Raw genomic sequence first — 23384 nt, forward strand, 5'->3', positions numbered from 1 at the left:
CTATAATTATGAACAAAAAAATAATGTTAATCGCTTTGTTTGCGGTTGTTTCTCAAGTTGCATTTGCGCAAAAAGGCAAATGGGTTGATTTATTTAATGGTAAAAATTTAGATGGTTGGAAAGTCAGTGAAAGTCCCCAATCATTTCGTGTAGAAGATGGCAATCTAATTGTTGAAGGACCTCGTGCACATTTGTTTTATGATGGAGATTTCAACAAGCATGATTTTAAGGATTTTGAAGTCCATGCTAAAATTATGACTTTTCCAGGAGCAAATTCAGGAGTGTATGTTCATACAGAATTTTTGCCAAATGATTGGCCGAAACAAGGATATGAAATACAAGTAAATAATTCACATACAGATTGGAGAAGATCAGCTAGTTTATACAATATTGTTGACTGTGCGGAGGTTTATGTGAAAGACAACGAATGGTATGATATGATTGTTACGGTAAAAGGAAATCGTATTACCACCAAATTAAACGGAATCACGGTTGTAGATTATACGCAACCTGAAAAACCTTTGAGAAATAAAGGTCAAGAATTACGTCTAATAAAAAATGGGACCATCGCTATTCAAGCGCATGATCCCAAAAGTAAAATTATGTATCAACAGATACAAGTAAGACTATTATAAGTCGACTGCTTCACCATAAGCCGCTTCGGTAGCCCCTTTAAAGGCTTCCGAAATGGTTGGGTGAGGGTGAACAGATTTCATGATTTCGTAAGCTGTACTTTCTAATTTACGAACTACTACTGCCTCAGCAATCATTTCAGTAACATTATAGCCAATCATGTGTGCACCTAAAAGCTCACCATATTTGGCGTCGTAGATTACTTTAACAAAACCATCTCTTGCGCCAGCGGCTGTTGCTTTTCCAGATGCAACAAATGGAAATTTACCTACTTTAATATCATATCCAGCTTCTTTCGCTTTTTTCTCTGTCATTCCAACCGATGCAATTTCTGGTGTACAATAAGTACAGCCCGGGATATTAGAATAGTCTAAAGCTTCTGTTTTATGTCCTGCGATTTTCTCTACACAAATGATACCTTCTGCACTCGCTACGTGTGCTAAAGCTGGACCTGGAGTTACGTCACCAATCGCAAAGTAACCTGGAATATTGGTTTCATACCATGCATTGACAGGTATTTTACCTTTGTCAACGATGATTCCTACTTCTTCTAAACCAATGTTTTCTAAATTAGAAATAACACCAGCGGCAGAAAGGACGATATCGCAATTGATTTCTTGATTACCGTTGGGAGTTTTGATGTTTACTTTACATCCTTTTCCTTTGGTATCCACTGATTCAACACTTGAATTAGTCAAGATATCGATACCCATTTTTTTGTATTGTTTGGCTAATTCCTTAGAAACATCCTCATCTTCAACTGGAACGATGTTTGGTAGAAATTCTACGATAGTAACCTTGGTTCCCATGGCAGCATATACGTAAGCAAATTCAACTCCGATAGCACCAGATCCAATGATAACCATCGATTCAGGTCTTTTCGCAAGGCTCATTGCTTTGCGGTATTCAATTACTTTTTCTCCGTCAATAGGAATATTAGGAAGGGCGCGTGCTCTAGCTCCAGTTGCAATCATGATGTTTTTTCCATCATAAATAGTTGCTTTTCCTTCAGCATCAGTCACTTGTACTTTTTTTCCAGGTAATACTTTACCTGTACCCATGATTACGTCAATTTTATTTTTTTTCATCAAAAATTGAACACCCTTACTCATGCTGTCTGCCACACCACGGGAACGTGCAATGACTGCTGAAAAATCTGCTTCAGCTCCAGAAACATTGATTCCGTAATCAGAAGCGTGTTTGATATATTCAAAAACTTGTGCAGATTTCAAAAGTGCTTTGGTAGGAATACAACCCCAGTTAAGGCAAATACCTCCTAGAGATTCTTTTTCAACTACTGCACATTTTAGTCCTAATTGGGAAGCTCGTATTGCGGCTACATAACCACCTGGTCCTGAGCCAACGACGATTAAATCGTATTGTTGCGCCATTTTTTGCTTGCTATTTTAATTTAGCGTGCAATTTACGAAAAAACCTATGCAATTATGAATTATGAGTTATGAATTATGGGTTATGAGTCATGAATTATGAATTATGAATTATGATTTATGATTTTTGGGAAGCTTATTATGTATTTTGAGTGAATATTTTTGCATTATTATTTAGTTGATTTTAATGTTTTCAAAATACTTGTTAATAATTTTTTCAACTCCAATGCTTTTTCATTATAATCGTTCAATATAGTATGATCAACAAATGAAAGTCTTCTAATTATTTCTATCCAATAAATAGTTTCATTTGCTTCTTTTTGGGATATACTCAATTTATGAATGAAATCTGCTTTTGATTCTGCATTTTCGGATTCAAATATTTGAGCACCAATGCTTGTACCAGATCGTTTTAATTGCTTAGAGATTTCGAAAAAATTCTTTTTTTCTATAAGTTGACAAATCTCATAGGTCTTTACTGCAAATTCAATTGATTTTTCTTTGATTAGGTTAGGTTTCATTTTTTTATTTTTTCTTAATTTAAGGTTTATCTTTGTTACTGAATATATGAATAGCTGATTTTGAAAGCGAAAATCATTTAATTATCAACTTTCTTATAATTCATAAATCATAAATCATAAATCATAATTTTTATCATGACAAAAGACAGGTTCAATGACCTGAAAGCCAGAATAGAGGCTTTAAGGAGGTATCTTTGACTACGATCAAAAAAAATATTTAATTTCTGAATTAGAAACTGTAACATCTGATCCCGAATTTTGGAATAAACCTGAAAAAGCAGAGACGACACTAAGAGAATTAAGAAGCCTGCGTTTTTGGACGGAGGGTTTTGATCGACTAGCTGAAGGAATGGGAGATTTAGAAACCATCTGGGAGTTTTATGAACTAGGTGAGGCTACTGAATCTGAAGTGGATGCTGAGGGTGAAAAGTTAGAGCATCTTTTAGATTCACTTGAATTCAGAAAAATGATGTCCGAGGAGGGTGATAATATGAGCGCTGTTTTGGAAATCAATGCAGGAGCAGGAGGAACTGAATCTCAAGATTGGGCAAATATGTTGCTTCGAATGTATAAAATGTGGGCTGATAAAAATAACTTTAAAGTTAAATTGGTCGACTCAAACGATGGAGATGTGGCTGGTATTAAGTCCGTAACCATCGAAATAGAAGGAGAGTTTGCTTATGGAAATTTAAAATCAGAAAATGGAGTTCACCGCTTAGTTCGGATTTCTCCATTTGATTCCAATGCTCGAAGACATACTTCCTTCGCATCCGTTTATGTTTGTCCATTGGCCGATGATTCCATACAAATTGATATTAATCCTGCTGATATCGACTGGGATACTTTCCGTTCAGGAGGTGCTGGAGGGCAAAATGTGAATAAAGTAGAAACCGCTGTTCGGTTAACTCACCGACCTTCGGGAATTATCATTGCTTGTCAACAAGAACGTTCTCAGTTGCAAAACAAGGAAGTGGCTTTGCGTTTATTGAAGTCGAAATTATATCAAATCGAAATCGATAAAAGAAATGCAGCTAGAGCTGAAGTGGAGGCAGGTAAAAAGAAAATAGAGTGGGGTTCCCAAATTAGAAGTTATGTATTAGATGATAGGCGAGTGAAAGATCATCGTACTAATTATCAGACATCTAACACGGAAGCGGTTTTGGATGGCGAGATAAATGAGTTTATCAAAGCCTATTTGATGGAAAACTAATTAATTAATACTAAAATTCTGTGAACAATTTTTATATTTGCAATACTGGTCTAAATATCGTTAATAATATATTGATAATCAGTTGATTAATTAAATATAAAAAGGAAATAATACTAAATTAAACCCATACGTTGTAATTATGGCAAACGAGGAAAAACAAAGATATTCTGCGGAAGAATTAAAAGAGTTTGAAGAAATTATCTTAAAAAAATTAGAAGAAACCAAAGCTGAGTTGAGTTATTTAATGGAGACGTTGAGTAAGAAAAATGATTCAGGTACTGATACAACAGCTAGTAATTCCAAAGTGATGGAAGATGGTGCGGATACAGCAGAAAAGGAGAATTTAAATCAATTAGCTGGTCGCCAACAAAAATTTGCCAATAATTTAGAAAAGGCATTGATGAGAATTAAAAATGGCACTTATGGCGTTTGTGTTGATACCGGTAAATTAATATCGAAAGAACGTTTACGTTTGGTACCTCATACTCAACATTCTATCGAAGCGAAGTTAAAACAACGATAAATGGGAATTTTCGACAATAACAATTTGATTCAACTATTGACCAATTATCTCAAAACACAATTCGAGATCATCAAATTGGATATTCAAGATAAAATTGAAGAGTTATTGTTGCGAATATTCAAATATGTATTAGCGGCTTTATCCATTGGAATAACACTTTTGTTTCTTCTATTGGGTGTTGCTGCCATATTAAATGAGTATTTGCATAGTAATTATTGGGGCTTTTTTATTGTGGCAGGGATAGCATTTTTATTGATGTTATTTGTATTATTATCCATCAAAAAGTCTCCAAGTTCAGAGGAAGTTAGCGAGGATTTTGAACCTGAAATAACAGTTAGTGAAATAGAAAAAGATGAGCAATAATAAAGAGAAAAGGGAGAAATTAGAAATACAAGCTCAAGCTTATCAACAAGAGTTGACGGAAAAAGTGGATGAGTTGAAGGAGACTGCTAAAGTAAGAGGAGGCCAAATTTTATTAGCAGGAGGCATCCTAGCAGGTTCTTACTTGCTTTATAGTCTTTTGTCAGGCAGTGATAAAAAAAACAAAAAAGAATCAGTCCAAAATGAATCATCATTTTTAGGATCTGCTATTAAATCTTATGCCATCGCATTTGCTCTTTCTTTGGCAAAAGATAAATTGATTGAATATTTAGATAGTCTTGAAAAAAAGGAAGAGACTAAAGCTTAATTCAGTCTATTTCTTGTTTTTTCTTCCAAGATATAAGTCCCTTAACGGCAAGGGCGATGAATATTAGGTATAAAATGGAAGTTCCAATGAGGCCTTTTTGAATATACATCCCCACATAAATCGTATCTGCGATTATCCAAACGTACCAATTTTCTGTTTTTTTGCGAGCAGCTAACCAAGTTCCCCATATACTCAGGCCCGTTAGGCTTGCGTCCAAATAGGGCAATGAAACATTTTGTGAATAGCTTTGATGTAAAAAACCAGAAATTAGGCCAAAACAAATGGTAAACAATAGTCCTGCTGCTATTTCTTTTTTAGATGAATTTTCAGGGATCCATTCTTCCGAATTTTTTGCCCATTTTATCCATCCAAATACGGCCATTAAAATAAAAAAACCTTGTAATTCTGCATCTGAATATAAACCTATTTGGAAAAAAAGTAGTCCAAATAAAAGAGAAGCAATGATGTTCCAAAGCCAAGCAATGCTTTTTTGTTGGATAGAAAAATAAACACCTAAAATAGAAGAAATGATTCCTGCGATTTCAATCCAATTTTCAGAAAGGTATTGAAAGAAGGTCATTTTGAATGGTTTTGTTTTTGAAAAAACTGGCAAAAATCAGTAATTGGGCATTTCTCACATTGTGGACTCCGCGCCAAACAAATGTACCTCCCGTGCAAGATTAACCAATGATGTGCCCTAGCTATTACTTCTGTAGGTAAATTTTTCACCAAATGTTGTTCAACTGCCAAGGGTGTTTTTGCAGTGCTGGGGACTAATCCCAATCGGTGAGAAACTCTAAACACGTGTGTGTCTACTGCCATGGCTGGTTGATTATAAATAACCGAAGCGATCACATTGGCTGTTTTTCTTCCTACACCGGGCAATGTTTGTAAATCCTCCAAAGTTTCAGGTACCTCTCCTCCAAATTGATCCATTAATTTTTGACCTAAGCCCAATAAATGCTTGGCTTTGTTATTTGGATAAGAAACTGAACGGATGTAAGAAAATATTTCATCAACAGACGAATCTGCTAATGCCTGTGGGTTGGGATATCGTTTGAAAAGGTTTGGTGTTACTTGGTTGATTCTTTTGTCTGTGCATTGTGCGGATAGGACAACAGCAACTAATAATTCAAATGGATTTGAATAATGCAATTCTGTTTCTGCTTCGGGAAAATGATGCTCGAAGTGATTCACAAAAGCCTCATAGCGCTCTTTTCTTTTCATCTTATTTGAATTTCACTTGCAAACCTACAGAAAAATTGCTCAAAGGTGCTGCATTATAATACCTCAATCCAACTGCATTTAAATCGGGACCTGCAGAATATTTTTCATTCAAAATATTATCTATACTTAACCATAAATTAAAAGGTAGTTTTCCCTTGGACTGGGTATAAGTAATTTTCGAATTCCAAACTTTGCTTGCAGGTAAAATATCTGTATTAGCATCGTTTAGGTAAAGATAATCGGTGAATAAATATTGATTGGTCCAGTTGATGCAAGAGATGGGAGTCCAAGAAACAAAGACAGATTGACTAAATGGACTAGTTCCTGTTAAGAAGTTTCCAGCATACGATTTGTTAATATTCGTATAATCGTTGAATCGATAATTTTGAAAACTACTCGCCGATAAAACTTGTAGCTTAGAGGACAATTGATAAGAAAGGCTAACTTCTAATCCCTTTTGACTCGTTTGGCCAACATTCACAAAATAATCTGCCCCATCTGCTGTTCTTCGCAACACAATGGTTTCGTTTAATTCAAATTGATAAGCATTTATTTCCCAATGGAATTGTTTGTTGTTGCTTTGTCCACGATAGGCAAGTTCGTAATTCCATCCTTTTTCTGCTTTTAAATTATAATTAATGGCTCCTGTGGAGGGCCTTAATTCAGCAATGCTGGGAGGGGAGAAGCCATGAGCTATTTTAAATGCTATATTTTGATTTTTGTTTAAATATCTAATGACTGAAAATCTTGGGGAGAAGATAGCTTCATTATTTTGGTATTCTGTCCAATAATGATTTAAACTGCCTGAAAATAAGAAATTCCAATTTTTCAGTCCACTATATTCCGATTGAAAGAAATTGCTCAATTGTTGAATACTGGTATTTTGAGTGAATTGAAGTGTATCTTTTTTTCCTTTAGCGTTACCAAAAGTTTGGCTATCAAATTTTCCTGTTTGATATTCAAATCCAGCGTCTAAGCTAAAGTCATTTTGTTTGAAATGAACAACACCTCTGGAGCTGAAATTAGGTTCATTTCTAATTTCATAATTTCGGATGGTTGGATTAGTGATTTGATTACTTTGAAAAGTATTAATGAAATTCCAACTCCATTGGCCATTCCATTGATTACCTAAATTTGTTCCAATCCCTAACGTTTTAATATGAAAAGTTGCCATTTGGTCGGCAGCACTTTTAAAGGCACCAGCAGCAGGGCGAGCTTGTTTGGGATTATCTGTATATTGTTTTAAAGTTAAACCACCTGGAGTTTGATAAGCTAAATCAGCATAATAAGCGATCACATTTAGTTGACCACTTGTTTTAAATTGATAGTCTAATTGGTAATTGAACAATTGTTTTTTAACAGCCGATTGGTCACGGTAACCTTCTTGCTGCCAAAAAGATGTATAAAATCTTTGTTGTATATTTTTATCAGCTAATTGAATATCCCAAGAGTGTTTATAGCCACCTAAAGAATTGTAAACAGATTGATGTTGAACAGCATTATTGGACTGAATTTTACTATTTAGTAAGATCACACCACCTGTTCCAGCACCATATAGACCGCCAGAAGGACCTTTTGAAATGACGATATTTTGATATAAATCGGGGTCTAAAATGGAGAAGTAGGTGTTATTTCCTGCATCTGTAAAGGGAATTTGATTCCAATATACCTTAATGTTTCTTACGCCGAATGGTGCTCTTAACGAACTTCCTCTTACAGCAATCCTAAAACTTCCGGGAGATCTCTCCTCCATTCGAACCCCAGCTTGTGAATTTAGTGCAGGTAAAAAACTTAAGCCACTTCCAGGCTTGATTAAAGATGAATCTAAAATAGAAATTGCATCAGGTGAAGTCAACCAGGTTCTTTTTTTTTCAAATGCCTGCACATACACGGTTTTTAACTCCTTCGATTTTGTCGAATCTGATGTTTGAGCATTTGATATTAATCCAGAACAAAGGAAAATGAAGGTGAAAAGAGTTGATTGTTTGAGCATATTTAAAAATAGTAACTTAAATAAGTAGACACAAAGCCTGCTTTAGATGCTTGAATGCTTTTGGAACGGTTGTTCTCCGCAGCTCCCAAATTCAACAATTCATAAACAAAACTTAAACCAAATTTATGGTATTTAATATTCAACTTTGTCCTGTAACAAAGGTCGTTTTTTTGATTACTTGTTTCATATGGGACTCCCACATACCTTCCAAATAAGGTGATGTTGCCAAGAATTGGTTGAAAAAGTTGCCCCTCTAAGGTTATTGGTGTATTTCCAGGGATCTGTAAACCGAGACCTCCGCTAATTCCGTGTAAAGAAGTTTTTTCCTCTTCCACATATTCGGTTTTATTTGCAGAGATTTTTCTAGCAATCGACTTGCTATAAAAACTAACTAAGGGATAAATATAAGGTTTGTTTTTGCCTAATTTCTGATTGAATTGTACTCCTAATTCTGCCATTCCACCACGATAAGCCGAATACAAGTCACCTTCTATTCCATTCGAGTAATTTTCTGGAACAATAAAAGTGTAGGAACTTTTATCAACCATGGAATTGGAAATATTTCCCATGGTGTTCAACTGAAGAAAAAATAATTTCGAAGATTGAGGTCTTTGAAAGGTGATTATTGTCCGGAAATCAAACGTAGGTTGATGCTCATACCAAGCAATCTGGCTTGCACCAATTCCAGTTTCCAATTTGAATTTTTGTCCAAAAAGTACACTTGGTGCAATGAAGATGAATAATACTAAGTAGATCGTTTTGTTTTTCATTTGGATTTTGGGTCGGTATTTACCAATATTTACCTTTTTTTTGTATACCAAAGATAATTCCTCTCAAGATGATTATCAAATGATAGAATATGCTTGGAATCGTTCCAAAATGGAAAGAAAGAACTTGGAATCTTTCGGCCCATGATTTTTTTAGATTTTGTACTGATGCGCCACCAGTTAAATATCGACAAATTGGGACATCACTTTTTATAATGACTTCGCTTCTCTTTAAGCAATTGATTTCCCAATCAATATCAGAACTTAATTTGTATTCCAAAGAATATAACGGAGCGATGTCTTTCTTAACGATAAATGCTTGGTGGCAAACTAGCATGCCAAACTTAAAGTCTTGCCATTTTAACTGTGTAGGTAATTGATGAGGTGTTACCTCACTTCTCAGTCCTAATTTTTCACCTTTCAAATTGACAAAAATGGCATCTCCGTATAACACATCTGGGTTTAATTGAAGACTTTTTAAAATGTTCTCTAAGGTGTTTTCGTCCGCAAATGTATCTCCAGCGTTTAAAAAAAGCAGGTATTTTCCCGTGGATGCGGTAATTCCTTTGTTCATAGCATCGTAAATACCTTGGTCTTTTTCTGAAATTAGATGATCTACTATGACGGGGTGCTGTTTGATGGTAGCTAGGGTTTTATCTTTGGAGGCTCCATCAATAACAAGATATTCAATTTCATTCAAACCTTTTTGAGCATACATGCTATCAAGCGTCCTAACAATATATTGTTCTGCTTGGTAAGTAATCGTAATGATGCTCAATAATTTAGACATTTTTCAAACTATTTAAATATGTTTGCATATGTTGTTCAGCGATAATGTTTTCTGAATAGCATTTTTCTGCTTTTTCTCTTGCCTTTTTGCCAAATTCTATCCGATTTTCTAAGCAAATGTGAATTCCTTCAGCTAATTGATTTACATCTTTAAAGCTCGCTACAAAACCATTGTTGAGGTGTTGAATCATTTCAGGAATGCCACCCACTTCAAAACCAAGGCAGGCAGTTCCACAAGCTAATGCCTCCATGATTGTGTTAGGTAGATTTTCTTCCAAAGAAGGAGTAATAAACACATCAGCTGCATTGTATATTTCGACCATTGAAGAAACTTCTGTTATTTTACCCAAAACGTGAAGTTTAAATGGAATTTCCTTGAATAATGCAGGGTTAGCCACTTCTCCAATGACGAGTATTTCCGTATTATTTGCTTCGTTTGGATGATTTTTTTTCCAACAATTCAAGGCATTTTTGAGGTAATCAAATCCTTTATTGGGTGCGGATACGCGCATTGCCACAAAAAGTAAATAATTTTTTTCAGGCGAAAGCTGTAAATTTTTTCTAGCTATTTGCTTGTCCTTCACATGGAAAGTCGATAAGTCAATCGCATTAGGAATGGTCTGAATTTGATGTTGCATCAATAAACTGCTACTCTTTGCCTTATTTTCTAACCAATGAGAGCATGTGATGAATTTTAAATTGTCCGATTCAAAAGCAAATACTTTTTCTCTCCAAAGTCGATGGGACAAGTCGCCATAATTGGGTTTTTTCAAGAACTTACAATCGCCACAATATTCTTGAAATCGATTACATTCTCCACTATGATGACACCCTCCCGTAAAAGCCCACATATCATGCAAGGTCCAAAAAACAGGCTTCCCCAATTCACTTAATTGTCGAATGTTTTGTATAGATAAAAATCCAAAATTGACCCAATGTAAATGAATGATGTCTGCTTCTTGAATGAGGGGATGTTGGGAAATATCTGCGCCAAACACTCCAGGATTGAATAAAAAACGAATGGATGCATCTTTCTCAAAAAAACGGAAATAAATTCTTTCTCCAATGAATCGCAAAAAGGCTATCCATTTTTTCCAAAAGACATTATTCAACGAAATAGATGCGTCATTTCCCGTTTTTTCTTGCACCAAATAATGTACTTGATGGCCAGCTTTTTGGAGCGCAATAAAGAGTCTGCCACATGCAATACCTGCTCCGCCATTTTGGTTATGGTAAGAAAGTAAAACAATTTTCAGACTTTTTTGACTCATTTTTTAGTAGCTGTAATGAGAATATAGGGAGAAAATAATCTTGTTTCAATCGGGACTATTTTGAAAAATATTTTCAAAGGTAACCAACAAGCTTTTTTGAATAATTTCACCCACAAAGGTTGAGTCGATTCATTTTCTAACCACAGCATAAAGCCACCGCTGTATGCAACTTTGATATTTTCCAAATCTAAATCTTGGCAAATATTTTGTAGCAATGTCAAATCCATGCAAGGAATATAATGCTTGTTGTAATTTTCAACATCAAAGGTTTTTTGAAACCAACCATTCAGGCCTTTGAAATTAGGTAAACTGATAAATAAGCTTCCTTTTGGCTTTAAAAATGCAACATGGCGCGCAATGATATCTTTGGTATTTTCAAAATGTTCAATTAAACCATTTGAAATCGCTAAATCGAAACTATTATGCAAGGATTGATCATCCGCAAATAGGTCTTTTTCAAGTATCTCAATTTTTCCTTCACAATGGTTTGCCTTTTGGAGTTGATCCACCAATTCGGGCAAAATGACAAAGTCCAAAAGTGTCGGTTGTATTTGTAATTCTTTTCTTGCCCAAACTGAATAATAGCCTGGAAAACCGCCAATTTCTATCAAATTTTGAACAGAATTTTTAGAAGCAATTGTCCTCAGTTCCTTCGTGAACGGATAATTGGCTGGAATTTTAAAGATCAAATGATCTTTGCTCAGCCAATAATTTTTCCAAAATTGATAATCCGTTAAAGACTTTTCAGCCATCTGAATGGGAAATTTAATAAATTAGGATACATATAAAGGAGCAATTTACACATTAGTATTTGCATTAGAAAGTAGAATTAAGCTCTTAGATTGTAATTTGTGACAGCTAAATTGTAACTTTATAGTTTAGTGTAAATTAAAAATTACATATTCATATTGGTATGATTCTGAAGGGTAAAAAAGTATTGGTGACAGGAGCTGATGGATTCATTGGTAGTCATCTTGTTGAAAGATTATTGGAAGAAGGGGCTAATGTTAAAGCTTTTGTTTATTACAATTCATTCAATAGCTGGGGATGGTTGGATACTTTTCCCAAAGAAACATTAGCTAAAATTGAAATCTTTGCGGGCGATGTTCGTGACCCTTATGGAGTCAAGGAGTCGATGAAAGGATGTGATGTTGTTTTTCACCTAGCGGCTTTAATTGCCATTCCTTACAGTTATCATTCGCCAGATTCTTATGTAGATACCAATATCAAAGGAACTCTGAATATCATTCAGGCGGCCAAAGAATTAGGCGTAGAAAAAGTTTTAGTGACTTCGACTTCTGAAGTATATGGTACAGCCTTATATGTTCCTATCGACGAAAAACATCCCAAGCAAGGCCAGTCGCCTTATTCGGCCACTAAAATTGGGGCGGATCATATTGCCGATTCATTTTACAGAAGTTTTAATTTGCCTTTGACCATTGTTCGTCCATTTAATACGTTTGGACCTAGACAATCAGCAAGAGCGGTTATCCCGACCATTATTACCCAATTATTGGCTGGGAAAACGGAGATAAAATTAGGGTCTTTACATCCTACAAGAGACTTGGTTTTCGTAAAAGATACGGTAAATGGATTTGTTGAAATTGCGAAATCAGATACGCTAATTGGTCATGAAGTAAATATTGCCACAGAATCTGAAATCACCGTTGGCGATTTAGCTTGGAAGTTGATTGAATTAATTAACCCCAATGCAAAAATTATCAGTGATGATGTTCGACTAAGACCTGAAAAAAGTGAAGTGGAAAGATTATTTGGTTCCAACCAGAAAATCAAAGCGAATACTCAATGGGTTCAAAAAAATTCTTTCGATGAATCTTTAAAAGAAACCATCGAATGGTTTAGCAAGCCAGAAAACTTAAAACAATATAAAACAGATATTTATAATGTTTAAAAAAGAGATAATATTTATTCAAGATCAATTTCCGCAACTTGATTTTATCCCTTTGCACGCTCCCATATTTTTTGGGAACGAAAAAAAATATTTACTTGAAACAATAGATTCTACGTTTGTTTCTTCCGTAGGTCCATTTGTGGATCAATTTGAACAAAATCTACAATCCTATACTCACACTAAAAAAGCGGTAGCTGTGGTAAATGGTACAGCCGCTCTTCAGGTTGCCTTGCGTTTAATGGGTGTAAAGGAAAGCGATGAAGTGTTGACGCAAGCCTTAACATTCGTAGCCACCGCCAATGCCATTCAATACAATGGCGCTACTCCCGTATTTTTAGATGTCGATTTAGACACGATGGGATTGTCGCCCAAAGCGGTTGCTAATTACCTGGAAGAACATGCAGAATTGCGAGAGGCGGGTTGTTTCAACAAAAAAACTGGTAAGAAAATTTCGGCTTGTTTGCCAATGCATACCTTCGGTTTTCCTGTTCATTTGAATGAATTGATTGCCGTTTGTCAAAAATGGCAAATACCGATTGTCGAGGATGCTGCGGAATCCATGGGTTCTGAATATGAAGGTAAAATGACAGGTTCTTTTGGACAAATGGGGATTTTTTCCTTCAATGGCAACAAAACAATTACTTGTGGAGGCGGTGGAGCTATTGTAACCAATGACGAAATTCTGGGTGCAAAAGCCAAACATTTGACGACCACAGCTAAGCAAGCTCATCCTTATGAGTTTTATCATGATGAGCTTGGATATAATTTTCGAATGCCCAATTTAAATGCCGCTTTGGCATGTGCTCAATTGGAATTATTGCCTAAAATTTTAGAAAATAAGAGCGAATTGGCTACTCAATATCAAGCATTTTTTAAACAACAAGGCATAAAGTTTAGAACGGAATTGCCAAATACGAAAGCCAATTATTGGTTGATGTGTTTGCAATTAGAAAATAGATCCGAAAGAGATTTGTTTTTAAAACACAGCAATGAAAATGGCGTAATGACTCGACCGATTTGGCAATTGATGCATCGGTTACCCATGTACAAGGATTGCCCAAGAGACGAACAAATAAATGCTCAATTTTTGGAAGATCGTATTGTCAATATTCCAAGTAGCTATCGACCTTAATATGATTCAAATGGAAAATCTCATACTTATTGGAGGCGGCGGACATGCAAAATCTTGCATCGATATTATTCGATCGAATGCTCAATTTAATATTGTGGGTTATGTAGATTTTTCTCCAACTTTAGATGAAAAATACGACATTCCTTACTTGGGACAAGACGAAGTTTTGCCGAATTATATAAAAGACAATCTATTTTTGATTACCATAGGTCAACTTAATTCTTCCGAAAAACGCGCAAAAATATATCAAGAACTAAAGTCTTTAGGAGCAAAAATGGCAACAGTTCTTTCTCCGTTTGCTCAGGTATCTAAATGGGCGAAGATTGGTGAAGGGACCATCGTTTTTCATGGTGTGACAATTCAAGCCGATGCTCAAGTAGGAGAAAATTGTATTTTGAATAATCATGTTTTGGTTGAGCATGACTGTCAAATAGGTCAACATTGTCATATTTCTACAGGAGCCATCCTAAATGGAAATGTGAAAATTTCCGATGGTGTTTTGGTAGGAAGTGGTGCTATTTTAAAACAAGGAATTTCTGTTGGAAAAAATGCCATCATAGGTATGGGTTCTGTCGTGTTAAAAAATGTAGAGAATGATCAAATCGTTTTTGGTAATCCAGCTAAATTGAAATAAATGAATCAAACAATCATCATTGCAGAAGCAGGAGTTAATCATAATGGGAGTTTAATTTTGGCCAAGAAATTAATTGATGCTGCTGTGGAGGCTGGGGTAGATTATGTAAAATTTCAAACTTTCAATGCCCATTTATTGGTCAGTAAATCTGCCCAAAAAGCAGAATACCAAAAAAAGAATGCTTCCAATGACGAATCTCAACACGAGATGCTAAAAAAGCTGGAATTAAGTTGGGACGATCATTTGGAGCTAATTGAATATTGTGAATCCCAATCGATTCGTTTTTTCTCCACTGCCTTTGATTTAGAAAGTTTAGATGTATTAAGCAAGCTCGGATTTCAGTTATATAAAATTCCATCTGGAGAAATTACCAATTTGCCTTATTTAAAAAAAGTGTCAAAATTAGCTTCTGAAGTTATTTTATCCACGGGAATGTGTACAATGGATGAAATTGCTGAAGCCATACAGGTGTTGGTAAAAGGGGGAATTGATTTAGCTAATATTTGTGTTTTACATTGTAATACAGAGTATCCAACACCCATGAAGGATGTTAATTTACTAGCAATGAATGAAATTGGTCGACAATTTCATGTAAATGTGGGATATTCGGATCATACTTTGGGGATTGAAGTTCCCATTGCAGCGGTTGCTTTAGGAGCGAAAGTCATTGAGAAGCATTTTACGCTAGATCGTACAATGGAAGGACCTGACCATAAGGCCTCATTAGAGCCCTATGAATTGAAAGCCATGGTTTCTGCCATTAGAAACATTGAATTAGCTTTGGGAAGTGAATTGAAAAAACCTTCTGAATCTGAAATGAAAAACATAGCTATCGCGAGAAAAAGTATTCATTTGAGAGTAGAAAAGAAAAAGGGAGAAGTATTGACAGAAGCGGATTTTGATATGCTACGTCCAGGTAATGGAATTTCACCTATGCGCATGGAAGAGTTGATCGGGAAGGTTTGTCAATTTGATTTAGTGGCTGGTCATCAATTAACTGTGAATGATATCGTAAAATGAGAATATTGGTACTAACAAGTTCGAGAGCAGATTTTGGTATTTATTTACCCTTGTTGAAAAAATTGGAAAATGATCCATTTTTTCAATTAGAAATTCTTGCTTTCGGTACCCATTTGTCCAAAGCTCATGGATATACCATTGATGATATTAAAAGGCAAGGTTTCAAGGTGCAGCATAAAATTGAAACCATTCCAAATGATGATTCTGCCTTTGAAATTGCTAATTCCATGGGACTCGCTACTCAGAAATTTGCTACATTTTGGGAGAAGAAAAAAAAGAAAATCGATTTAGTGCTTTGCTTAGGTGACCGATATGAAATGTTTGCTGCTGTAACGGCAGGAATCCCCTTTAATTTACCTTTTGCACATTTACATGGAGGAGAAACCACTCTGGGTGCTATAGATAATATTTTTCGGCACTCCATTAGCCTTGCTTCAAAACTACATTTTGTTGCAACTAAATCCAATGGAGAACGATTAGCTGAAATTTTAGGGACTCAGGAGGGAATTCATTGTGTCGGTGCTTTGAGTTTAGATAATTTAAAGGATATCGATATCCTTTCTTTGAAGGAATTTGAGCAAAATTTCCAAATCGATTTATCGAAAAAGACCATCTTGTGTACGGTGCATCCTGAAACTGCAGGAGAAGTAAACAATCAGCAGAATATTTTCGAATTAATTTTGGCCATCGAAGCATTGAAAAATTATCAATTTTTAATCACCTTGCCGAATGCCGATACGCATAGTATGGAAATCAGAATGGCGTTGATCATTCATTTTCAATACAATCCTCAAGTGAAACTAGTGGAGAATCTAGGCACAAAAGGCTATTTTTCAGCTATGCAACATTGCGCCATGCTTTTGGGAAATACCTCTAGTGGAATCATTGAGGCGGCCTCTTTTGGTAAATATGTGATTAATTTAGGGGATAGACAAAAAGGAAGAGAGGCAGGAGAAAACGTATTTCAAACCCCTTTTGAAACAGGGAAAATCATAGATCAGGTTCGAGAGATTGAGCATTTGCCGAAATGGTCCAAAGGGAATATCTATGACAATGGAGGCGCTTCCGATCGAATCATTGAAGTATTGAAACAGATGTAGCATGGAAAAAAAGCAAGAATTTAAACGGTATTTGATTTCACAAAGCGAATCTGTCCATGAGGCATTGCAAAAGCTTGATAAATTGGCTTCTGATGCTGTGTTATTCGTAGTAGATGCGGAAGATAAACTTCTTGGGTCTATCACGGATGGAGATATGAGGCGTGGATTTATCAAAGGTTTTAGTTTGGAAAGTCCTTTGACTCATTTCATATATTCAAGTCCAAAATTCATACGTTGCGGCGAAAATGCGATTAGTCAAATCATTGAATTTCGGAAGAAAGATATCATGATTGTTCCTATTTTGGATCAAAATGATTGTGTAATTAATGTCTTAAATCTAAAACACCATACTTCCTATTTACCGATTGATGCAGTGATCATGGCGGGAGGAAGAGGAGAAAGGTTAAAACCTCTGACGGATTCTTTACCCAAGCCTTTATTGCCCATTTCCGATAAACCAATCATTGAATATAATTTAGACCGTCTAAAAGATTTTGGGATTGAAGACATTTGGATAACGGTTAATTATTTAGCCGATCAAATCATGGATCGATTCAAAGATGGAGCTGAGAAGTCGATAAATATCCAATATGTTCAAGAAACTAAATCCTTAGGAACCGCAGGTGCGCTTTCTTTGATTGATGGACTTTCTCATGATACGGTTTTATTGATGAATTCTGATTTATTGACAAATATCAATTTTGAAGAATTTTTCTTGTTTTTTCAAGAGCAAAAGGCCGATTTGGCTGTTGCCTGTATCTCTTATCAAGTGAATATTCCTTATGCCGTTGTGGAAGAGGAGAATTTTCAAATCAGAGGATTCAAAGAAAAACCTACTTATACGCATTTTACCAATGCGGGGATCTATTTAATGAAACGGGAGATTTTGGATATCATTCCTAAAGATGAGCGTTTTGATGCCACCGATTTGATGCAAAAATTAATTGACTTAAATAAAAAAGTGGTCGCTTTTCCAATGTTGGGTTATTGGTTGGATATAGGCAAACATGAAGATTATCAAAAGGCCCAGGAGGATATTAAACATATTAAATTATGAAGCCTTTAGTTGTCATTCCAGCTAGATCAGGTAGCAAAGGCGTTCCTTTGAAAAATATCAAGGAATTGAATGGGAAACCTTTGATTTATTATACCATTGAGGCAGCACAAAAGGTGTTTGCCAATCAAGAAATTTTGGTATCTACAGATGGAGAAGATATCAAGAATCTCGTTGAAAAAACGGGTTTGAATGTGCCCTTTTTACGCCCTGCTTATTTGGCCCAAGATAATTCAGGAACCTATGAGGTTTTATTACATGCCATCGAATGGGCTGAATCGAACAATTATTTTCCTGATTGTTTGATTTTGTTGCAAGCCACTTCTCCTTTTAGAACTGCTGAACAAATTCAAGCTGCTGTAAACCTTTTTGATTCCTCCATTGACATGGTGGTATCTGTGAAAGCAACCAAGGCAAATCCTTATTTCGTCCTAATGGAAGAAAATAAAGATGGTTTTTTGGAAAAATCGAAAAGTGGAAACTTTGCAAGAAGGCAAGACGCACCATCTGTCTATGAATTAAATGGCGCTATTTATGTGATGAATATTGAATCCTTGAAAAAAGGACCTATTTCTTCCTTCACAAAGGTTCGGAAATTTGTTATGGATGAATGGAGTTCTCATGATATAGATACAGAGTTGGATTGGTTATTAGCAGAAACTATGGTGAAACAGAAGAACATTGATTAACATATATGTCAAGTATTAAAAAGCAATCTATTTTAAGTACGGTATATTCTTACCTTGGGGTTGGGATTGGATTGCTTACGCAAGGTTTTATTTTGCCGAATTATTTTGAGACCAATGAAATAGGCTTAATGGCTATTTTGTTGAGTTGGATGTACCTAATCGCTCAATTTGCTAGTTTAGGTTTTAATCATGCTGGAACCAAATATTTTTCATTTTTCAGAAATTCCTCACCTAAAAATTTAGGTTATCTGAATTTGGGATTTAAAACTCAAACGCTTGGGTTCGTTTTAAGTATTGCATTCTTATTGCTTTTTAAAGACCAAATTATTTCCAATCAAAACATTCAAGATAAAGCGCTGTTGGACAAATTTTTCAAATTGATTTTTCCCATCACTTTGGCCACCATGTTGTTTAATTTATTTGATAATTATGCCAAAGGGCTTTATAATACCGTTGCAGGGAATTTATACAGTCAATTTTTTCAACGACTTTTTACTTTATTGGCAGCTGTTTTGTTTGTGTTTGACATCGTGGACTTTGAGCTTTTTATGTATTTGTGGGTCTTTGGTTTAGCATTGCCAACGGTCTTCATGATTTATACTTCTGCACTATTAGGTCCATTAAATTTTCAAAAAAATATAGCATTTTTTCAGTCGAAAATTAAAAAAGAATTTTACGTGTTTGCCGCATTTAGTGTGCTTACTGGATTATCTTCTATGATTATTTTGCAATTGGATAAAATCATGGTCAATTCTTATTTAGGCCTAAGTAGCACAGGTATTTATAGTACTTGCTTGCTATTTTCCAGCGTGATGGGAATGGGATATTTGTCGGTAATTAAGGCTTCTTCTGCCGTAGTGATCAATGCATTGGATGAAAAGGAATATAGTATAGTTGAAACAATTTATAAAAAAAGTAGCGTCAATTTATATGCCTTTGGTTTATTGACTTTGCTTTGCACTTGGATCAATCTAGATCAGTTGTTTGGATTAGTGAAACCAGAATATGCAGCAGGTAGGACGGCATTAATCATTATTGGAATTAGTAAATTATTCGATTTGCTGAATGGCATCAATGGTTTGATTTTATCCAATTCCAAATATTTTAAACTAGATTCTATTTTAATCATCAGTTTTGTATTGGTTTTGTATTTATTGAACAAAAGTTTGATTCCTTTGTATGGTATCAATGGCGCAGCATTTTCTGCCTTGATTTCCGTGGTTTATTATAATTTAGCAAGGACTTTTTTAATTTGGAAATTTTTCAAGATGCAACCTTTAGGTTGGGAACAAATTGTTTCTACGCTGATATTTGTTGCCATTTTATTTTTAGGTTTTCAATTGCCCGATTTAGATGTTAAACTTTTGAGTATTTTTTATAAATCGGCAGTAGCAACCATTTTATTTTCAGTGTTCATTTATCTGACAAAATCGGTACCTGATTTTAATTCATTTATCAATTTTGGGATTCAAAAAATGTCTAAATGGCTTTAGTGATTATTAATTTTTTGGCAAAGTTTTACACGTCTTTTTTGTCTATCATCAAGGTCTTGTTTCAAACGGATTTTTCGTTGGAAAAGTTGGTTTTGAATGAAGAAACTTGTCTGATTTTAGGAAATGGCCCTTCTGTGAATGCCACGATTGAAAAGGACTTAGAAAAGGTTCAACAAATGTTTACAATATGCGTGAATCATTTTGGGTCGACAGATCCTTATGAAGTTATCCAACCTAAAATGTACATGCTTTTAGATCCTTTGTTCAAGGATTCGAATTATGAATTAGGGCAAAAATTAATCGATAATATTCTTCAAAAAACCACTTGGCCTTTGATAGTTTATATGCCTCAGGATTTTAAACATTCGACAGAAATGTTGCAGCGTTTAAAGTCTAATCCCAACATACAAGTGTATTTTTTCAATTATACAATTGTCAATGGTTTTGAACGTTTGAATCAATATTTTTTCCAAAAAGGTTGGGGGATGATTCAATCTCAAAATATTTTGGTTTGTGCCATTTTTCAGGCTTTGCAATTAGGCTTTCGCAAAATATACATTACAGGTGCAGATCATACTTGGCATGAAAATATGCGTGTTTCTGACCTAGACAATTCCTTGCTTTTAAATGACACCCATTTTTATGGAGCAAAAGACATCAATTTAAGTACTCGATTTGCCCCTAAACCAACAGTTGAATCTCAATTAGCTGTACAATTTCTTTCTTTGCACAAAGTGTTTTTAGGACATCAAAAAAATGCCCAGCTCGCTAAAGACCGTGGCGTAAGAATTATTAATGTAAGTCAACATAGTAATATTGATGTGTACGAAAGAGGGGGATTTAGGTAAGAGGTAAAAGGTAATAGGTTTTCTCTCTTCTCTTTTCTCTCTCCTCTCTTCTTCTCAATCCAGCTCCGCCAGCGAGTTTTTATACTCCACCACTTCTTTGGCTAAACGATGAAAGTGTTTGACTTTTTGATGTTGTCCTCGTTTTTTTGCAATTCTTGCTAAGCCCAAATAAGCTAATCCACGGATATCCTTGGTAAAACGTTCCTCAAATGGGAATTGTAATGATTTAGTGTAGTAATTTTCTGCATTCACTAAATTGCCATTTCTGTGTTCCTCCTCTAGTCCTTTAAACACCCAAGCAGCACCAGAGTAATAGGGCGATTTGATGTTTTCTAATTGGTGAATGAATTTCTCTGCTTCTTCATAATTCCCTGAAAGTGTAAGCATTTCGGCCCTTTGCAAGATATACCAATGGTTATTGGGGAACTTTTGTATCAATTGTAAATTATAAGGTAAGGCTTTTGCTGGAGTACCTTCGTATTTATTGTAAATATAACCCAAGTAAAAAAGGGATTCATTTTTGACAAAAAGTGTTTTTTTTGTAGCTAAATCGAGATTATTTAATCCTGTTTTCTTATCCCCATCCTGAAAAAAGAACATGAAGGGTTTAATGACTGGATGTAAGTCTGGGTATGAAATACGATAATAATTGTAAATACCTGAAGAATATAGAAATTCAGGTTGTTTGTCCGTGTTTTTTAGGCCAATTTTCATGAATGAATACGCTTTTTTGGCATAGCTTACAGCCGACATAAACTTTTGATTATCTGCTTCATAGGCTGCTAAAAAACCCAATGAAGCCGAACAGAAAAAGGCTGCTTCTAAATCATTGTTATTTTTATCAAAGGCGCTTTGTGCCAATTGATAGCATTTCTCCAAATAGGCTAAATAATTTTTACTGGGTCCAGGGTGATCTTTCAGCGGGAAATATTGTTGCTCCCATTGCATCGCAAATAATAAATAGGCTGCCGGATTATTGGGGTATTTATTTTTTACCTGTAGAAAATTTTCTGTGCTTTCTTTGAAGTCGTAATTATATAAATGATTTAAGCCTTCACTGATTAAATTTTTGGTCAATGGATCCTGCAAAACCTGCCCAAATCCAATAACTGGACACCATAAGAAAATTATCAGTAAAAATGTGCGCATTTATGGGAATTTGAAATGCAAATGTAAGTATTACTGTGGTTTTTGAGCCTAATTTTTTACTTTTGTTGCTACATCTTTTATTAAATTTTAATACATGATTTCCTATCAACAATTTACACTTTCAAATGGTCTGCAAGTGATCGTTCATGAAGATCAAAGTACGACACTAGCCGTCATGGATGTGATTTATGATGTAGGAAGTAGAGATGAAAGCGAATCAAAAACTGGTTTTGCTCATTTATTTGAACATTTGATGTTTGGAGGTTCAGAAAACATACCCGATTATGATACTCCTTTGCAAATGGTTGGTGGTGAAAATAATGCATTTACTACTCCCGACTTAACAAATTATTACATATCTGTACCATTCCAGAATTTAGAAACAGCCTTTTGGTTAGAATCTGATCGAATGAAGCAATTAGCTTTTAATCCACAGTCTTTGGAAGTGCAGAGGAAAGTAGTGATTGAAGAGTTTAAACAAAGATATTTGAATCAACCTTATGGCGATGTTTGGTTGAAATTTAGACCATTCATTTACGAAAAACATCCTTATCGTTGGGCGACAATCGGAGCCGAGATCAAACATATCGAAGAAGCTACATTAGAAGATGTGAAAGCATTTTTTAATCAATTTTATATTCCTAAAAATGCGATTTTAGTTGTAGCAGGCCGAGTTAATTTTGATGAAGTTAAAGCCTTGGCTGAAAAATGGTTTGGTCCTATACCATCCGGCGAAAAGCCTCAACGTAATTTGCCCAAAGAGCCAGCTTTGAAGGAAAATAAAAAAATGGAAATAGAAGCAGAGGTGCCTTCAAATCGTATTTATAAAGCGTTTCATGTGGTGGGTAGATACGATAAAGATTTTCATTCCATTGATTTAATGTCGGATTTACTAGGCCGTGGTGAATCTTCTTATTTGTATGAATACTTGGTTCACAACGAGCGGATTTTTGATAATTTACAATCCTATTTAATGGGAAGTTCAGACCCTGGTTTATTGGTGATTCAAGGACAGGTTACTGAGGGAGTTGATATTGCAATGGCGGATAAAGCCTTGGAAGATTTATTGAAGAAATTTGTGAAAGATGGGATCACAGAAGAGGCTTTGCAAAAAGTGAAAAACCAAGCAGAATCGAGTTTAGTTTTTTCAGAGGTTGAAGTGTTGAATAGAGCAATGAATTTGGCTATGGCTGCGAACGCAGGAAATGTTGAATATGTCAATCAAGAAACGGATAAAATTCAAGCCGTTCGAAAATCTGATTTAGAATTTTGGGCGGAAAAATTGTTTTTAAGAGATTCTTCTTGCACCTTGTGGTATAAGAAAATAGCGAAATAGATTATTC

The 23384-nt window shown here is 35.1% G+C and carries 25 protein-coding genes; 15 read left to right on the forward strand and 10 right to left on the reverse strand.

Annotated elements, in window-relative coordinates:
* Window positions 1-8: 8 nt before the first annotated feature.
* The gene (locus tag V7S79_RS06405) at window positions 9-635 is read left to right on the forward strand and encodes a 3-keto-disaccharide hydrolase (protein ID WP_459489731.1); all 627 of its coding nucleotides are present in this window, start codon (window positions 9-11) and stop codon (window positions 633-635) included.
* Here V7S79_RS06405 and lpdA read toward each other — a convergent pair.
* Window positions 630-2024 (reverse strand): dihydrolipoyl dehydrogenase, encoded by a 1395-nt coding sequence (gene lpdA / locus V7S79_RS06410; RefSeq protein WP_459489732.1) that lies wholly within the window; start codon window positions 2022-2024, stop codon window positions 630-632. The two genes, V7S79_RS06405 and lpdA, sit on opposite strands and share 6 nt — an antisense overlap.
* A gap of 167 nt (window positions 2025-2191) precedes the next feature.
* A complete protein-coding gene (locus V7S79_RS06415) occupies window positions 2192-2542 on the reverse strand; it encodes a four helix bundle protein (protein ID WP_459489733.1) in 351 nt (116 codons plus the stop codon).
* 135 nt (window positions 2543-2677) lie between these two features.
* On the opposite strand from V7S79_RS06415, the gene prfB reads away from it, so the two are divergent.
* The 4 genes from prfB to V7S79_RS06435 all read left to right on the forward strand — a co-directional run bounded on the left by prfB (window position 2678) and on the right by V7S79_RS06435 (window position 4963).
* Window positions 2678-3752, forward strand: a protein-coding gene (gene prfB / locus V7S79_RS06420; RefSeq protein WP_459489734.1) for a peptide chain release factor 2 whose coding sequence is annotated in 2 segments (ribosomal slippage) — window positions 2678-2737 and window positions 2739-3752 — 1074 coding nt in all. Because the reading frame shifts where the segments join, the coding sequence is not laid out codon by codon here.
* 139 nt (window positions 3753-3891) lie between these two features.
* Window positions 3892-4275: a TraR/DksA family transcriptional regulator gene (locus V7S79_RS06425; RefSeq protein ID WP_459489735.1), complete on the forward strand. Its 384-nt coding sequence runs from the start codon at window positions 3892-3894 to the stop codon at window positions 4273-4275.
* The gene (locus V7S79_RS06430; RefSeq protein ID WP_459489736.1) at window positions 4276-4638 is read left to right on the forward strand and encodes a phage holin family protein; all 363 of its coding nucleotides are present in this window, start codon (window positions 4276-4278) and stop codon (window positions 4636-4638) included.
* Window positions 4628-4963: a hypothetical protein gene (locus V7S79_RS06435; protein WP_459489737.1), complete on the forward strand. Its 336-nt coding sequence runs from the start codon at window positions 4628-4630 to the stop codon at window positions 4961-4963. The genes V7S79_RS06430 and V7S79_RS06435 overlap by 11 nt, the downstream gene beginning before the upstream one ends.
* Before the next feature lies 1 nt (window position 4964).
* Here the strand turns inward: V7S79_RS06435 and pnuC are convergent, their stop codons facing one another.
* The 7 genes from pnuC to V7S79_RS06470 are packed head-to-tail and all read right to left on the reverse strand — an operon-like array spanning window position 4965 to window position 11762.
* Window positions 4965-5543, reverse strand: coding sequence for a nicotinamide riboside transporter PnuC (gene pnuC, locus V7S79_RS06440; RefSeq protein WP_459489738.1), 579 nt, complete (start codon window positions 5541-5543; stop codon window positions 4965-4967).
* Window positions 5540-6190: an endonuclease III gene (gene nth / locus V7S79_RS06445; RefSeq protein ID WP_459489739.1), complete on the reverse strand. Its 651-nt coding sequence runs from the start codon at window positions 6188-6190 to the stop codon at window positions 5540-5542. Before nth ends, pnuC begins: the two co-directional genes overlap by 4 nt.
* Window position 6191: 1 nt before the next feature.
* The gene (locus V7S79_RS06450) at window positions 6192-8183 is read right to left on the reverse strand and encodes a TonB-dependent receptor (protein WP_459489740.1); all 1992 of its coding nucleotides are present in this window, start codon (window positions 8181-8183) and stop codon (window positions 6192-6194) included.
* Window positions 8184-8185: 2 nt separating this feature from the next.
* A complete protein-coding gene (locus tag V7S79_RS06455; RefSeq protein ID WP_459489741.1) occupies window positions 8186-8953 on the reverse strand; it encodes a hypothetical protein in 768 nt (255 codons plus the stop codon).
* A 19-nt stretch (window positions 8954-8972) separates the two neighbouring features.
* Entirely contained in the window at window positions 8973-9740 is a 768-nt protein-coding gene (locus tag V7S79_RS06460; protein ID WP_459489742.1) for a glycosyltransferase family 2 protein, read from the reverse strand.
* Window positions 9733-11010, reverse strand: a complete 1278-nt coding sequence (locus tag V7S79_RS06465; protein ID WP_459489743.1) for a glycosyltransferase — start codon at window positions 11008-11010, stop codon at window positions 9733-9735. The genes V7S79_RS06460 and V7S79_RS06465 overlap by 8 nt, the downstream gene beginning before the upstream one ends.
* Entirely contained in the window at window positions 11007-11762 is a 756-nt protein-coding gene (locus tag V7S79_RS06470) for a class I SAM-dependent methyltransferase (RefSeq protein ID WP_459489744.1), read from the reverse strand. Before V7S79_RS06470 ends, V7S79_RS06465 begins: the two co-directional genes overlap by 4 nt.
* Before the next feature lie 161 nt (window positions 11763-11923).
* Here V7S79_RS06470 and V7S79_RS06475 point away from each other — a divergent pair, with 161 nt between their 5' ends.
* Genes V7S79_RS06475 through V7S79_RS06515 form a run of 9 tightly spaced genes read left to right on the forward strand, consistent with a single transcriptional unit; the run spans window position 11924 to window position 20892 of the window.
* A complete protein-coding gene (locus V7S79_RS06475; protein WP_459489745.1) occupies window positions 11924-12922 on the forward strand; it encodes an NAD-dependent 4,6-dehydratase LegB in 999 nt (332 codons plus the stop codon).
* Window positions 12915-14054 carry a LegC family aminotransferase gene (locus V7S79_RS06480; RefSeq protein WP_459489746.1) on the forward strand — a complete coding sequence of 380 codons (1140 nt, stop codon included), beginning with the start codon at window positions 12915-12917 and terminating at the stop codon, window positions 14052-14054. Before V7S79_RS06475 ends, V7S79_RS06480 begins: the two co-directional genes overlap by 8 nt.
* Window positions 14055-14064: 10 nt before the next feature.
* Window positions 14065-14688, forward strand: coding sequence for an acetyltransferase (locus V7S79_RS06485; protein ID WP_459489747.1), 624 nt, complete (start codon window positions 14065-14067; stop codon window positions 14686-14688).
* Window positions 14689-15708: an N-acetylneuraminate synthase gene (gene neuB, locus V7S79_RS06490; protein ID WP_459489748.1), complete on the forward strand. Its 1020-nt coding sequence runs from the start codon at window positions 14689-14691 to the stop codon at window positions 15706-15708. It begins immediately after the preceding gene.
* Window positions 15705-16808, forward strand: coding sequence for a UDP-N-acetylglucosamine 2-epimerase (neuC, locus tag V7S79_RS06495; RefSeq protein WP_459489749.1), 1104 nt, complete (start codon window positions 15705-15707; stop codon window positions 16806-16808). Before neuB ends, neuC begins: the two co-directional genes overlap by 4 nt.
* A 1-nt stretch (window position 16809) precedes the next feature.
* A complete protein-coding gene (locus V7S79_RS06500) occupies window positions 16810-17865 on the forward strand; it encodes a nucleotidyltransferase family protein (protein WP_459489750.1) in 1056 nt (351 codons plus the stop codon).
* Window positions 17862-18551, forward strand: a complete 690-nt coding sequence (locus V7S79_RS06505) for an acylneuraminate cytidylyltransferase family protein (protein ID WP_459489751.1) — start codon at window positions 17862-17864, stop codon at window positions 18549-18551. The genes V7S79_RS06500 and V7S79_RS06505 overlap by 4 nt, the downstream gene beginning before the upstream one ends.
* Window positions 18552-18556: 5 nt before the next feature.
* The gene (locus tag V7S79_RS06510; protein ID WP_459489752.1) at window positions 18557-20044 is read left to right on the forward strand and encodes a lipopolysaccharide biosynthesis protein; all 1488 of its coding nucleotides are present in this window, start codon (window positions 18557-18559) and stop codon (window positions 20042-20044) included.
* Window positions 20035-20892, forward strand: a complete 858-nt coding sequence (locus V7S79_RS06515; RefSeq protein ID WP_459489753.1) for a hypothetical protein — start codon at window positions 20035-20037, stop codon at window positions 20890-20892. The genes V7S79_RS06510 and V7S79_RS06515 overlap by 10 nt, the downstream gene beginning before the upstream one ends.
* Window positions 20893-20946: 54 nt before the next feature.
* Here V7S79_RS06515 and V7S79_RS06520 read toward each other — a convergent pair whose 3' ends face one another.
* The gene (locus tag V7S79_RS06520) at window positions 20947-22041 is read right to left on the reverse strand and encodes a tetratricopeptide repeat protein (RefSeq protein ID WP_459489754.1); all 1095 of its coding nucleotides are present in this window, start codon (window positions 22039-22041) and stop codon (window positions 20947-20949) included.
* Window positions 22042-22135: 94 nt separating this feature from the next.
* Between V7S79_RS06520 and V7S79_RS06525 the strand changes: the two genes are divergently transcribed.
* Entirely contained in the window at window positions 22136-23377 is a 1242-nt protein-coding gene (locus V7S79_RS06525) for a M16 family metallopeptidase (RefSeq protein WP_459489755.1), read from the forward strand.
* The last annotated feature ends 7 nt before the right edge of the window (window positions 23378-23384 follow it).

Source organism: Aquirufa sp. ROCK-SH2, from assembly GCF_054558315.1.